The 13947-nt window shown below is 49.5% G+C and carries 9 protein-coding genes and 1 other annotated feature; all 9 genes read left to right on the forward strand.

The genetic code is table 11. The annotated features are described in order from the left end of the window. The first annotated feature begins 4 nt into the window (after nt 1-4). The 9 genes from cobA (at nt 5) to PPA03S_RS27140 (ending at nt 13914) form a co-directional block, all read left to right on the forward strand. Nucleotides 5-1567, forward strand: coding sequence for a uroporphyrinogen-III C-methyltransferase (cobA, locus tag PPA03S_RS27100; protein WP_062328037.1), 1563 nt, complete (start codon nt 5-7; stop codon nt 1565-1567). A gap of 105 nt (nt 1568-1672) precedes the next feature. Then, nucleotides 1673-2674, forward strand: coding sequence for a porphobilinogen synthase (hemB, locus tag PPA03S_RS27105; RefSeq protein ID WP_062328039.1), 1002 nt, complete (start codon nt 1673-1675; stop codon nt 2672-2674). A gap of 114 nt (nt 2675-2788) precedes the next feature. Further along, nucleotides 2789-4093 carry a glutamate-1-semialdehyde 2,1-aminomutase gene (hemL, locus tag PPA03S_RS27110; protein ID WP_062328042.1) on the forward strand — a complete coding sequence of 435 codons (1305 nt, stop codon included), beginning with the start codon at nt 2789-2791 and terminating at the stop codon, nt 4091-4093. Next, entirely contained in the window at nt 4090-4998 is a 909-nt protein-coding gene (locus PPA03S_RS27115; RefSeq protein ID WP_062328045.1) for an RluA family pseudouridine synthase, read from the forward strand. The genes hemL and PPA03S_RS27115 overlap by 4 nt, the downstream gene beginning before the upstream one ends. Nucleotides 4999-5134: 136 nt before the next feature. Beyond that, nucleotides 5135-6601 carry a LysM peptidoglycan-binding domain-containing protein gene (locus PPA03S_RS27120; RefSeq protein WP_062328047.1) on the forward strand — a complete coding sequence of 489 codons (1467 nt, stop codon included), beginning with the start codon at nt 5135-5137 and terminating at the stop codon, nt 6599-6601. Nucleotides 6602-6757: 156 nt separating this feature from the next. Then, nucleotides 6758-7037 (forward strand) — a binding site (T-box leader). A 58-nt stretch (nt 7038-7095) separates the two neighbouring features. Next, the gene (locus tag PPA03S_RS27125; RefSeq protein WP_062328049.1) at nt 7096-9762 is read left to right on the forward strand and encodes a valine--tRNA ligase; all 2667 of its coding nucleotides are present in this window, start codon (nt 7096-7098) and stop codon (nt 9760-9762) included. Between the two features lie 76 nt (nt 9763-9838). After that, nucleotides 9839-11215: a bifunctional folylpolyglutamate synthase/dihydrofolate synthase gene (locus PPA03S_RS27130; RefSeq protein ID WP_062328051.1), complete on the forward strand. Its 1377-nt coding sequence runs from the start codon at nt 9839-9841 to the stop codon at nt 11213-11215. Between the two features lie 5 nt (nt 11216-11220). Further along, nucleotides 11221-12591 carry a UDP-N-acetylmuramate--L-alanine ligase gene (murC, locus tag PPA03S_RS27135; RefSeq protein WP_082704330.1) on the forward strand — a complete coding sequence of 457 codons (1371 nt, stop codon included), beginning with the start codon at nt 11221-11223 and terminating at the stop codon, nt 12589-12591. 123 nt (nt 12592-12714) lie between these two features. Next, on the forward strand, nt 12715-13914 hold the full coding sequence (locus PPA03S_RS27140) for an SPOR domain-containing protein (protein WP_062328063.1): 1200 nt from the start codon (nt 12715-12717) through the stop codon (nt 13912-13914). The last annotated feature ends 33 nt before the right edge of the window (nt 13915-13947 follow it).

Below are 13947 nucleotides of genomic sequence, written 5' to 3' on the forward strand. Positions count from 1 at the left end.
AGACATGGTGGGAAAGGTCTTTTTGGTAGGTGCAGGTCCAGGGGACGCCAAGCTGATTACGGTAAAGGGCTGGGAATCTATCGGTAAAGCGGATGCTGTGGTGTACGATCGGCTGGCTAGTCCAAGGTTGCTTAAACTAATGAAGCCTGGTGCGGTTAAATTATATGTGGGTAAACGGCCGGATCGGCATACGATGAAGCAGGAGGAAATTAACCAGTTGTTGGTGGATCTTGCCCTGGAAGGCAAGATTGTGGTCCGACTTAAAGGGGGCGACCCGACGATATTTGGACGCGTAGGGGAAGAGGCTGATTTGCTGCGAAAAAATGGTGTTCCTTTTGAAATCGTACCTGGGGTAACCGCAGCCATAAGTGTACCTGCTTACGCCGGAATACCGGTGACCCATCGCGATCATGCTTCATCCATTTCCATCATTACGGGGCATGAAAGTCCGGACAAGCTCGATCGCAGCATTCATTGGGATAAAGTGACAAATGCAACGGGTACACTTGTGTTCATGATGGGTGTCTCCAAAATTGGTTATATTAGTGAGCAGTTAATTCGTCATGGACGTCCGGCGCAAACACCAGTGGCATTGGTTCGCTGGGGCACGAGAGCAGAGCAGGACACCATTACAGGCACACTTGAAGATATCGAAGCAAAAGTCATTGCCGCTAACTTTCAACCGCCAGCCGTCATTGTTGTTGGTGATGTCGTAAACCAACGGGAACACCTGAAATGGGCGGAGGCCCTGCCGCTGTTTGGCAAGCGAATTCTGGTGACCCGGGCACGCAGTCAAGCTAGTGAATTGGTGAACCGGATTGAAGAACTGGGCGGTGAACCGTACGAGTTTCCGGTGATTGAGACCGTGATGCCAGCAGGGGAGAAGGCACAGGAAAGTGTCAAACAAGCTTTTGGTGCGTTAAACACATTTGACTGGGTATTTTTCACGAGTGTAAACGGGGTGGAATTCTTCTTCCGTCATTTGCAGGAACAGGGCAAGGATGTCCGCTCCATGCATCAAGCGAGAGTTGCTGCGGTGGGACCTTCTACGGGGGAAGCTCTTCGGAAATATGGCATTGTTGCTGAGGTCATCCAGGGTCCCTTTCAGGCTGAAGGCATGCTTGAAGCGTTCGAAAGTGAACTGAAGGAAGGCCAGAGGGTTCTGTTACCACATGGAGATCTCGCGCGCCCCTGGTTGCCTGAACAGTTGAGGGAACGGGGTTTACGGGTCACCGAGGCGATCATCTATGACACCATTCTGGCTGGTGAGGATGATGATGAACTGCTGAAACTGCTTGAAGAGGGCGGTATTCACGCGATGACTTTTACAAGTTCATCCACCGTTACCAATTTCATGAGCATTCTTAAACGAATGGGTTTGCAGGATCCATTGCCATTATTGAAAAATGTAGAGGTTGCTTGTATCGGTCCGGTTACAGCGAAGACAGCTGAAGCAGCCGGATTGAACGTCACATTGATGGCTGAAGAAGCTACCATTGAGAGCCTGATTTCTGTTTTGTGTGAGTGGAAACGGAAGTCAGCCACGGAAGCCGCATTTCCTCATTAAATTTATTAAATGGAACCGCAATCGATAGATGAAGCGTGCTGAATTCGTTACGATACCGGCGCGCTTCGCTTTTTCCCAACCATATGAATAGGAGGTTTCACACGTATGAGTTTTCCCATTATACGGCATCGCCGTTTACGTCAATCCGCAGGTATCCGCAATATGGTGAGAGAGACCCATTTGACTGTGGATGACTTTATCCAGCCCATCTATGTAACTTATGGTGAAAATGTAAAATCCGAGATCAAATCCATGCCTGGTGTATTCCGCTTCTCGCTGGACCGTTTGCAGGAAGAAGTGAAGGAGATTGCGGAACTCGGTATTCCGGCTGTGCTGTTATTCGGTATTCCGGAAACGAAAGATAGTGTTGGTTCATCAGGATTCGCGGAAGATGGTATTGTCCAGGAAGCCACGAAGTTGATCAAATCCTGGTATCCGGAGCTGCTCGTTGTTGCAGATACCTGCCTGTGCGAATTCACGGATCACGGTCACTGTGGCATGGTACACACGGTTGAAGTGGACGGTCACATATGCGGAGATGTTCTCAATGACGAATCGCTGGATCTGCTCGTGAAGACAGCAGTATCGCAAGCCAAAGCGGGTGCGGATATTATTGCCCCATCCAACATGATGGACGGATTTGTACAAGCCATCCGTGCCGGTTTGGATGAGAATGGCTTCAGTCACATTCCGATTATGTCCTATTCTGTAAAATATGCGTCAGCATTCTATGGTCCATTCCGCGAAGCTGCGGATTCCACACCTCAATTCGGAGATCGCAAGTCGTATCAGATGGACCCGGCGAACGCTCGTGAAGCGCTGCGTGAAGCGGAGACGGATGTGCTGGAAGGGGCGGATATGTTGATGGTGAAACCTTCGCTATCCTATCTCGATGTCATGCGTACGATTAAAGATCAATTCGATCTTCCGCTGGTTGCTTATAACGTAAGTGGGGAGTACGCCATGGTGAAAGCAGCTGCCATTCAAGGCTGGATTGATGAGAAGAAAGTCGCCATGGAAATTCTGCTCAGCATGAAACGTGCAGGGGCAGATATGATTATTACCTACTACGGAAAAGATGCTTCACGCTGGCTGGCTGAGAAATAATAACTTGTTTTGATAACAGCTATGATGAACAAGATTTATTATGGCTTCTCAAAAAATAGATAAAAGGCCTCTACCAGTATATTTGGAGAGGCCTCATCACTAAGGAGGATGTTCATGACCGCACAACAAGGAACTCGTCGCAATGATGAGCGCTCACGCAGCGCATTTGAAGAAGCAAAGCAGTACATACCCGGGGGCGTAAACAGCCCGGTTCGGGCGTTCAAATCGGTTGGACTTACCCCAATCTATGCGGAGCGCGGAGAAGGCTCCAAAATCTATGATATTGATGGCAATGTTTTTATTGACTATGTAGGATCATGGGGTCCGCTCATTATGGGACATGCGCATCCTGATGTTGTAGAAGCTTTGCGTGAGACGGCCCTTAAAGGAACAAGTTTTGGGGCGCCTACGCTGCTGGAGACAGAGATGGCAAAGCTCGTCTGTGAGCGTGTGCCTTCAATCGATATTGTGCGAATGGTGAATTCCGGTACGGAAGCAACCATGAGTGCGATTCGGCTGGCACGAGGTGTAACAGGACGCAGTAAAATTTTGAAGTTTGAAGGATCATATCACGGGCATGCCGACAGCTTGTTGATCAAAGCGGGTTCTGGTGTAGCCACACTGGGTCTGCCTGACAGCCCGGGTGTTCCTGAAGGCGTGGCCATAAATACGATTACGGTTCCTTACAACGACCTGGAATCGGTGAAGCTTGCTTTTGAACGTTATGGTGAAGAACTGGCAGCCGTTATTGTAGAACCTGTTGCGGGGAATATGGGTGTCGTACCACCAGTTCCGGGTTTCCTTGAAGGGCTGCGGAGTCTGACGTCTCAATATGGAAGTCTGCTCATTTTTGATGAAGTGATGACCGGTTTCCGTGTGGGACTGAACTGTGCTCAGGGACGTTACGGTGTAACACCCGACCTGACTTGTCTGGGAAAAGTTATCGGTGGTGGACTACCGGTAGGCGCTTATGGCGGCAGACGTGATCTGATGGAACAGATTGCTCCGACCGGGCCGATCTATCAGGCAGGTACACTGAGCGGTAATCCGCTGGCTATGGCGGCAGGTTACACTACACTCCAATTGTTGACACCGGAGGTTTATGATCGTCTGGAGACACTGTCTGCTCGCTTGCAGACTGGATTTGAGAAAAATGCAGCAGAGACGGGGGTAGCGGTGACCATTAACCGTGTCGGTTCCATGGTTTGTCCATTTTTCAGCGCGGTTCCGGTGACGAATTATGATATTGCCAAAGAAAGCAATCTGGACCAATTCCGTCGTTACTTTGCGGCCATGATTGATCAGGGTGTCAGTGTTGCCCCTTCCCAATATGAAGGCATGTTTGTGTCTGGCGTGCATACGGAGCAGGATATTGATGATACGATCGAGGCGAACCGCAAGGCTCTTCAATCATTATGACCATTAAAAGTTGGAAACGCCGCGGGGAATGGCTTGAGCTGATGCCGGGCAAAGTGGTGACAGGCAGTTCAGACAGGCAAACGGCTGCAGAGCAGTGGCTCTTGTCTGAACTTCAGTTTCCAGAAAAAATGCTGCGTCAGCTGAAGACGAACCAGGGGATACAACTTGCAGGGGACCGGCTTCGGCTGGCCCTTTTTGCGTCTCAGCCAATTGATGTTGAACCACGGTGGGCCGATATCGATGTACTGTATGAGGATGATTTCTGTCTGGTTGTGCATAAACCGGCGGGAATGAAGCTCCATCCCGACGGGAGTCGAATGGATCAAGCGATAACGCTGGATCACGCGGTGGCCTCCTATTACGAAATGAATGGAATTCAGGCCAGTGTGCGCCATGTTCACCGTCTGGATGAGGATACCACCGGACCGGTTTTATATGCCAAAAATGCTTTTGCCCTTGCCAAACTGGATGAAGCGATGCGCCATAAAGACATTGGTCGGCATTACGTCGCCATTGCAGATGGTCAGATATCTATGGCGCTGAATACCATTGATGCGCCAATTGGCAAGGACAGGCACCACAAGCAGCGCAGACGTGTATCCGAAGGTGGGCAGGATGCCGTAACCCATGTGGAGATCATGGAGGTGTGGGAACGTGCTACTCTTGTCCGTTTGACACTGGATACCGGCCGCACACACCAGATTCGAGTGCATTTAAGTTATGCAGGACATCCCCTCGTTGGAGATGAGCTATATGGTGGCAGAGCGGATATTATCAGGCGGCAGGCGCTTCACGGTGAGACATTGAGTTTTGGTCATCCGCTGACTGGAGCACGAATTGAAGTGGCGGATCCTTGGCCTTTGGATTTCCTACAATTGGCACAACGTGAAGGCAAGGACCAATAAACCGGGTTGGTTTACACAAAAGGTGGCATGCTCATCTCATTCAAGGCATATAGATGGGGTAACGAAGGATTTGGACCATGGATCAGTCCCATGAGAAGGATCATGGTGAACATATGCCGAAAGGAGGACGCCACCTTTGTTGAATCAACCTTATGGTTTGCGGTTCGATATTTATGAGCGCGTTCATTTGTCAGAGGGAGTCCCTGCGATTGAGGAACTGGAGGAAATTGAGTTATACCCCCGCATTCAAGTCATAGGTCAAGATGATCATGCTACCTTGCGTGGCCATCTATTGCTTACAGGTGCTTATCGGGGAGAGAACGAAATCTCGGAGGAACTCAAACATTTTATTCCGGTAGAGATCACGGTACCCCTGAACCGGGTAAGATCCATTGAGGATATTTCCATTGAGATTGAAAATTTTGATGTCGATTTGTTATCCAACCGAAGTCTGAACATTACAGGCGTATTGTCGCTTCGCGGCATTGAGGGCTTCCCGGTAGAGGAACCGCAGGTCTGGTCAGCAGATGAGTTTACCGTCGTGCATTCACCCGATTCTCAGGAGGGCAACCGTTCCGCTGAAGCAGAGCAGACAGGCAGCTATCCCAATGCGTTTGCCCAGGAGTATTTGCTGCAACGGAGTGAAGAGGAAGGGCTTACGAGTGCAGAAGAGCCTGCCTATGGCACTCAGGAATTTGCTGCTGATCCTTCTGCTGAGGAAGGTAAGTCACGAACCGAAGAGGAGCTGCAACAGGGGCAGTTGTATCAGTCTTCGGATGAAGCATCATTGAATGAATTGTCCAATCCGCCTTCTCCGGTTTCATCTTTTATGGCGGAGACGGCAGACCGTCTGGCTTCATATCCTGAATCTGAGCCGCTGCTTCCTCTGGCTGAAGAGTCATCTGTCTGGTCCGAGCCTTCCGTCGAGACCTTACATACGAACTCAAGGAATTCGGAGCAGAACGATTCCAATCCGGGTCGGCAATTTTCCAATGAAGCCGCAGCGCCGAATGTATGGCACTTTGAATCTTCCAGATCCGAACCAAGGCAAGAGAATCAGGAAGCTGCTGATGTCTCGGCTGGTGCACAGCCAGAGAACTGGCAGGATGTATTCGCAGCGTCCGAGCCGGAGATTTCGGAGGAAGACAGACCTCAGGAAGCAGTGGGGGCGAATGAGCCCGCTGATATAGAAGCCTTCATCCCAGAACCTGTGGCTGAGACGGAAGACAAGCCGGAGCTCAAGGTTGCTTTTGGCAGCAAGAGAGAGTCTGCACCAAGACAGGAAGAAGGCGTAGGTATCTCTTCCTTGCTATCCTCCGGCAGAGTGACACGTGAGGCGGAAGCGGAACGGGAGCAAGAGGCACTCGCAGGCGTGCTCCAAGAAGAAGCATACCAGCCTGATGACGTGGAGTGGAAGAACCTGTTCCTCGGCACCATTGTGGACCAGACGCCGTTCCGTAAGGTGAAACTATGCATTGTACAACGTGAAGAGACACTCGATACCATTGCAGAACGATACCAGTTAAGCACCAGAGAGCTTCAGTTGTATAACCGATTATCCGAACAGGTTGTGGAGGAAGGGCAGATCCTATATATCCCTTAACCTGTAGGTTCCAGCGTCCATTGCGAACCCGTGATCCCTTGAGGATGACGGGTTTTAGCCTGGTCAGCCCTTAACCTGCATTGCAGCGCTCTTTTTCCGCCGCTGTCAGGTTGACTATCGGGCACGAGCAGGGTATGATGTGTTTAGGTTTTTTGAAGAACAACGTTGATCGGAAGTAGTAGACAGTATGGCCTTTCAGAGAGCGGGATTGTAGCGCTGGAAAATTCCGCAGGAACCAGCTGTTCGAAGTCGTCCGGGAGTTGCCCATTTGAATACAAGGGATGATTCAGGTTACGATCATTCATTCCTGAGGTAGGATGGGCCGGTAGCAGCCGTTATCTGCTTGAAGTGTCACGCATATGCAGAAGGCGTAGTCTATTTTTCTGTTTGCGTGAAACAAAGGTGGTACCGCGAAAGCTAACCTTTCGTCCTTTGATGGATGAAAGGTTTTTTTGTTTTTTGGCGATGATGATTAAGTAACGGAGGAATGACACATGTCTGAACAAAAAAATTCAGCTGCAACAGAAATGCCGACCACATATGATCCGAAAGCTGCGGAGCAGAAATGGTACTCTACCTGGATGGAGCGTGGATACTTCAAGGCCGGTCAACGTAAAGATGCCGAGCCTTATACGATCGTAATTCCACCTCCTAACGTAACCGGGATGCTTCATATCGGGCATGCGCTCGATTTCACACTGCAGGATATTTTGATTCGCACCAAGCGGATGCAGGGCTATGATGCTCTGTGGCTGCCGGGATCTGACCATGCAGGGATTGCCACCCAAACCAAGGTGGAGCAGAAGCTTCGTGAAGAAGGCCAGACTCGTTATGATCTGGGTCGCGAAAAGTTTCTGGAGAAGGTATGGGACTGGAAAGAACAGTATGCTACAACCATTCGTCAGCAATGGGGCAAAATGGGATTGTCACTCGACTATTCGCGTGAACGTTTCACGTTGGACGAGGGTCTGTCCAAGGCTGTTCGCAAAGTGTTTGTTCAGTTGTATGAAAAAGGCCTTATTTACCGAGGCAAACGAATTATTAACTGGGACCCGGTGAACCGGACTGCATTGTCTGACATTGAGGTTGAATATAAAGAAGTGCAGGGTCACTTGTACCATCTGCGTTATCCGCTCAAAGACGGAAGTGGTCATATCACAGTAGCAACTACTCGTCCAGAAACCATGCTGGGTGATACGGCAGTTGCTGTTCATCCGAAGGATGAGCGTTACGCGGACATGATTGGAAAAGTGCTTGTCCTGCCTATTATCGGACGCGAAATTCCGGTTATTGCAGATGAGTATGTAGATAAAGAATTCGGAAGCGGGGCCGTGAAAATTACGCCTGCCCATGATCCGAATGATTTCGAAGTGGGTCTTCGTCATGATCTGCCTCAAATTACGGTAATGGATGAAACGGGTACAATGAATGCCGAAGCAGGCAAATATCAGGGACTGGATCGCAGTGACTGCCGCAAGCAGATTGTTGCAGACCTGAAAGAACAGGGTGTACTGATCAGCATTGAGGATCATACGCATCAGGTGGGACACAGCGAACGTACTGGCGCTGTAGTTGAGCCGTACTTGTCCACACAATGGTTTGTTGAGATGAAGCCTCTCGCAGAGAAAGCCATTCAGAAACAACAGGGTGGCGAAGGGGTTCGTTTTGTTCCGGATCGTTTTGAGAAAACGTATCTGAACTGGATTGAAAATGTTCGGGACTGGTGTATTTCCCGTCAGCTGTGGTGGGGTCACCGTATTCCTGCCTGGTATGATGAGGAGACGGGAGAAATCATCGTATCCGCTGAAGATCCAACAACGTTGCCGGAATACGCTGGTCGCAAGCTGAGACAGGATGAAGATGTTCTGGATACATGGTTCAGCTCCGGATTATGGCCTTTCTCCACATTAGGGTGGCCGGAAGAAACGGATGATCTGAAACGGTATTACCCGACAAGTGTACTCGTAACCGGGTATGACATTATTTATTTCTGGGTGGCGCGCATGATCTTTACCGCCCTGGAGTTCACGGAAGAGATTCCGTTCAAGGATGTGCTGATGCACGGTCTTGTTCGTGATGCAGACGGACGTAAAATGTCCAAATCACTCGGTAATGGTGTTGATCCACTGGATGTTATTGAGAAATATGGCGCGGACGCGATGCGTTATATGATTTCGACCAGCAGCACTCCGGGACAGGATCTCCGTTTCCGTTGGGAACGGGTGGAACAGGCTCGTAACTTTGCCAATAAAATTTGGAATGCATCACGTTTTGCTCTAATGAACCTGGAAGGGTTCACTTATGAGGATCGTGATATTAGTGGAGACCTCGGAACAGCGGAATATTGGATTTTGCATCGCCTGAACGAAACTTCCCGGGATATTACGCGTCTAATCGAAGCGTACGAATTTGGTGAAACAGGCCGTTTACTGTATAACTTTATCTGGGATGACCTGTGTGACTGGTATATTGAATTTGCGAAGCTGTCCTTCTACGGGGAAGATCCGGTTTCCAAAAAGAAAACTCAATCGGTACTGGCGTATGTACTGGATCAGACGATGCGCTTGATTCATCCGTTCATGCCGTACATTTCAGAAGAGATCTGGCAGCATCTGCCTCATGAGGGAGAGACGATTACTCTGGCATCCTGGCCGGTCTACGACCCAGCATTGGAGAACCCTGAGGCGGTTGCGGAGATGAATCTGCTCATGGATACGATCCGTGCAGTTCGTAATATCCGTGCAGAAGTGAACGTACCGATGAGCAAGAAGATTGAACTGATGGTCAAAGCGAACAACGAAGAAACGTCAAGCATCATTGAACGTAACAGCCATTACATCAAACGTTTCTGTAATACGTCCGGCTTCGACAGCGGTTTGAATCTGAACTCACCGGACAAAGCAATGACTGCTGTCATTACGGGGGCTGAACTGTACTTGCCGCTGGCAGGTTTGATTGATATTGAGCAGGAAGTGGCTCGCCTGGAGAAAGAGTTGCAGAACCTTGAGGGCGAAGTGCTCCGTGTGGAGAAAAAGTTGGCGAATGAAGGCTTTGTTGCCAAGGCACCTGCCAAGGTTATCGAGGAAGAGCGCGCCAAGCAAGCAGATTATTCCGATAAACGGGATAAGGTGATTGCACGAATCAAGGAACTGAAAGGTTAATATATTCGGGTCGGATGGAGTGCTTTTGTCCCTCCGGCCGATTTTTTCAACCAAACTCAAACCGAAGGTGAATCATATGACGGAACTTAACGGGACAGACACAGCAGCTCCTTTATTTACCTATGACGAGGCCGTGAACTGGATTAATGGCCTTATTCCTTTTGGCATCCGACCTGGATTGGAACGAATCGAGGGATTGATGTCCATGCTTGGCAATCCACATCAGCGTCTCAAATTTATTCATGTCGCGGGAACGAACGGCAAAGGTTCGACTTGCGCTTTTTTGACGTCAGTGCTTCTTCAGGCGGGATATGATGTTGGAACGTTTACGTCCCCTTATATCACCAAATTTACAAACCGTTTTCAGTACAACGGGGAGGACATCCCGGAAGAAACGTTGCTCAAATTTTCAAACCGCCTGTATCCATTGGTTCAAGAGATGGCTTCAACTCCCCTTGGATCACCTACAATGTTTGAGGTATCCACAGCACTCGCTCTTCTGTATTATGCGGAAGAGTGCTACCCGGATGTTGTAGTATGGGAGACAGGGCTCGGGGGAAGGATGGACGTAACGAATATCGTCACACCTGTGGTGTCCATCATTACCAATATCGGTATGGACCATACGGATGTACTGGGAGATACGATTGAAGCCATTGCAAGAGAAAAGGCAGGTATTATTAAGCCTGGAGTGCCTGTTGTTACCTGTGCCACGCAGCCAGAGGCTGTGAAGGTGATTCAGGAGACGGCAGAGCGTCTTCGATCAACCGTGTACCTTGCAGGGGATCGATTCTCCTATCATAGGCTGGACAGCGATGAGAACGGACAATCTTTTCATTTTACAGGACCGTTCCGTGATCTGGACGTTCGCATCCGCATGCAGGGCATACATCAATGTGACAATGCAGCGGGTGCGCTTATGGTACTGGAGTTGCTTCGTCAATACATGGCATTTATGCTGGATGATGAAGATATTGCGCTTGGGCTGGAGCATGCCTTCTGGGCAGGACGGTTTGAGAAAGTGGTTGAACAACCTCGAATTGTGCTGGACGGAGCACATAATCCGGAAGGGGCTGAATCGCTCGCCAAGAGCATTATCGACGTTTATCCTCACAACAAGTTAATTTTGATGATGGGCATGCTCGCGAATAAGCATCATGAAGCGTATTTGCAGCATATACTGCCACTAGTGGATACGCTGATCCTGACCGAGCCAGATTTCCGACGCAAAATGGATGCAGCCGAATTGCTGCAGGTCGTCGAACGGGTACGTCCCTCCATTGCGAAAGAGGAGCTGGAAATCATCGTCGAGCCCGAATGGGCAAAGGCACTTGATCTATTGAAGTCACGGACGGAAGCGGAAGATCTGGGGGTGGTGTCCGGCACACTGTACCTGATTGCAGATGTGCGGGCAGCCCTTTTGCATCAAACCGATTCTGAAAAAGGTTGGTGAAAGTTTTGTTAAATACATCGGAACACGTTCATTTTATAGGGATTGGCGGATATGGCATGAGTGCCATCGCGAGAGTTATGCTTGAGATGGGATACACCGTTACCGGATCGGATGTCGCTTCACAGGAGTTGACCGAGAAGCTGGCAGCCAAGGGAGCGAAAATATATATTGGACATACCGCAGAGCACGTAAATGGGGCAGACCTCGTTGTCTATTCGACGGCCGCTCCGGCAGATAATGTAGAGCGGGTGGCAGCTGAACAGCTGAACATCCCGATTCTGCATCGTGCCCAGATGCTGGCGCGTTTGCTGAACGAGCGCAAAGGTGTGGCTGTGGCGGGGGCTCATGGCAAAACAACCACTTCCTCCATGATTGCACTGGTTATGGATAAATGTGATACAGACCCGACCTACATTATTGGCGGGGAAATCATGAACGTGGGAACCAACGCTAAGGCTGGTCAAGGCGACTGGGTTGTCGCAGAGGCAGACGAGAGCGATGGCTCATTTTTGCAGTACCACCCTTGGCTTGGTATTGTGACGAATATTGAAGCAGACCATCTGGAGAATTACAACAGTGATTTTGAGGAACTCAAAAAAGCTTATGTCCAATTTCTGAGCCAGATTCGTCCAGAGGGCACGGCCATTGTGTGTGCTGACGACGAGAACGTTCAAGCCATTTTGCCAGACCTGAAGTCACGGGTTACCACATATGGTATTGATTACGCAGCGGATTATACAGCAACGGATATCGTGCTCGGGGACCGCCGCATTTCCTTTACAATGAATCATCAGGGCACTGCTCTGGGAACAGTGGAATTGTCGGTTCCAGGTAAACATAACGTTTATAATGCGATGGCTACGGTTATTACTTGTCTGGAAGCAGGTATTCCATTCGAGAAAATTACCGCTGCCATTATCCAGTTCCATGGAGCAAAGCGCAGATTCCAGGTACTGGGTGAGGCTCGTGATATGCTGATTATTGATGACTATGCTCATCACCCGACGGAGATTGAGGCTACGATCAGTGCGGCGAAAGCGACGGGTAAACGTATTATCGCGGTATTCCAGCCACAGCGTTACACACGTACGTTCTTCCTGCTCGATGCGTTTAGTCGTGCCTTTGCAGAAGCGGATGAGGTTCTGATTACGGATATCTATTCTCCTGCAGGTGAGAAACAGATTGAAGGGGTACATTCAGCCAAATTGGTAGAACTGATCGTGCAAAATAGTAATGCTTCTGCACGTTATCTGCCAACAAAGGAAGAAGTAGTTGCTGATTTGCAGCACCGTCTTCAGCCAGGAGATCTCGTACTTACGATGGGTGCAGGTGATATCTGGAAAGTCGGAGATACACTTGCCAAAGGTTTGAAATAACATAAATACACCGAAACCGTCTGTCTTCGCTTTCTGAGGAAGGCGGTTTTTTGCATGAAATGGAATGGTTCCGATTCTCTCTGCATATAGCTGTTATAAATGGGACAAAGGAGAGGGTACGGGGTGAGCAATGCTAGAATGACGTTTCGCTTTGGGGATAACGAGTCGGACAAGCCTGAAAACAGAGGGATATCCACATCCAGCAGCACCATTGAAACGATGAATGAAGAAGTGCCGCAAAATCCTACACCGTTGCAATCCAATACAGCTCATGTGTGGTCGCCAGAGGACATTCCCGTGGATTGGGGAGAAACGATGCTAACAGGCTCCACTGTACCTGTATCTTACCAAAGAACGGACAACGGTTCTGAACCCGATGATTTTGATTCGTCCAGCTATAATCGTTTTACGGCGTATCCGGGAGAAGAGGACGAGAACAGATCGGACGAGAACTATGGAGATCACAATTGGCTTGCAGACAACGAAAACTACTCTTATAAGCGAAATCGTCCCCCTAGGGGTTGGAAAATGATTGGTTCTGTAACCGGAGCGCTAGTCACCGGAGCACTTTTCGGTGTGGTTATCCTTTCTTTTTTTAACCGGGAAGCGGTAGTGGATCCAGGGAGCAAGCTTCCCGAAAATCAGGCAGTTTCCGCTGTGACAGGTCAAGGGGGAGGGGCGGGATCCGGGCAGCAGGTTCAGGAAGCGACCATTGGCGGCAGTTATTATGCACTGCAATATGGTGTGTTCAGTTCCCCGGAACGTGCTGAACAGGCAAAGGTGGAATTGTCCCAGGCAGGCATTGCTGCAGGGTCTGATCCGGAAGATGGAAATCGGGTATACGCAGGCATTTCGGCTGACCGAGAGGAGGCCAAACTGCTCAGCTCAAGGCTAAAGGCCGAAGGTGTGGAATTGTATGTCAAGGAAATCGTCAACCCTGAAGTGAATCCAGCCGTATTTGGTGGAAAAGCAGAGGATGTTCAGCATTTCTTCACAAGCGGTTCAGCTTTGATCGAACAACTGTCCACCCTCTCGATTCAGCAGCTCGGTCAATCTGTTCCTGCAGCAGTCTCAAGTGAAACGATGAGTGCAGTGCAGAATCAGCATCAGCTCTGGCTGACCAGTTTGAATAGTATTTCTCCAGGTCTGAGCACCGACGTACAACCCTATGTATCTGCGATGGAGAAATCGATGACCAGTGCGGTAAACGCATTGGCTGAGTACAACAAAAACCCGGCAAATGTCCATATGTGGTCTGTGCAGTCCGACCTGATGGAATATGTATTACAGCAAAAAAAATGGCTTGAAGCGATAAAACAATAACAGGCTCTTTCCCATAACACAGCCTTGGAATAC

It is taken from the genome of Paenibacillus pabuli NBRC 13638 (assembly GCF_001514495.1).
Taxonomy (GTDB): domain Bacteria; phylum Bacillota; class Bacilli; order Paenibacillales; family Paenibacillaceae; genus Paenibacillus; species Paenibacillus pabuli.

Bases quoted from the DNA above. Each gene is read 5' to 3' on its own strand.
- PPA03S_RS27125 (WP_062328049.1), top strand. From the start codon at position 7,096: ATGTCTGAACAAAAAAATTCAGCTGCAACAGAAATGCCGACCACATAT.
- PPA03S_RS27115 (WP_062328045.1), top strand. From the start codon at position 4,090: ATGACCATTAAAAGTTGGAAACGCCGCGGGGAATGGCTTGAGCTGATG.
- PPA03S_RS27130 (WP_062328051.1), top strand. From the start codon at position 9,839: ATGACGGAACTTAACGGGACAGACACAGCAGCTCCTTTATTTACCTAT.
- cobA (WP_062328037.1), top strand. From the start codon at position 5: ATGGTGGGAAAGGTCTTTTTGGTAGGTGCAGGTCCAGGGGACGCCAAG.
- hemL (WP_062328042.1), top strand. From the start codon at position 2,789: ATGACCGCACAACAAGGAACTCGTCGCAATGATGAGCGCTCACGCAGC.
- hemB (WP_062328039.1), top strand. From the start codon at position 1,673: ATGAGTTTTCCCATTATACGGCATCGCCGTTTACGTCAATCCGCAGGT.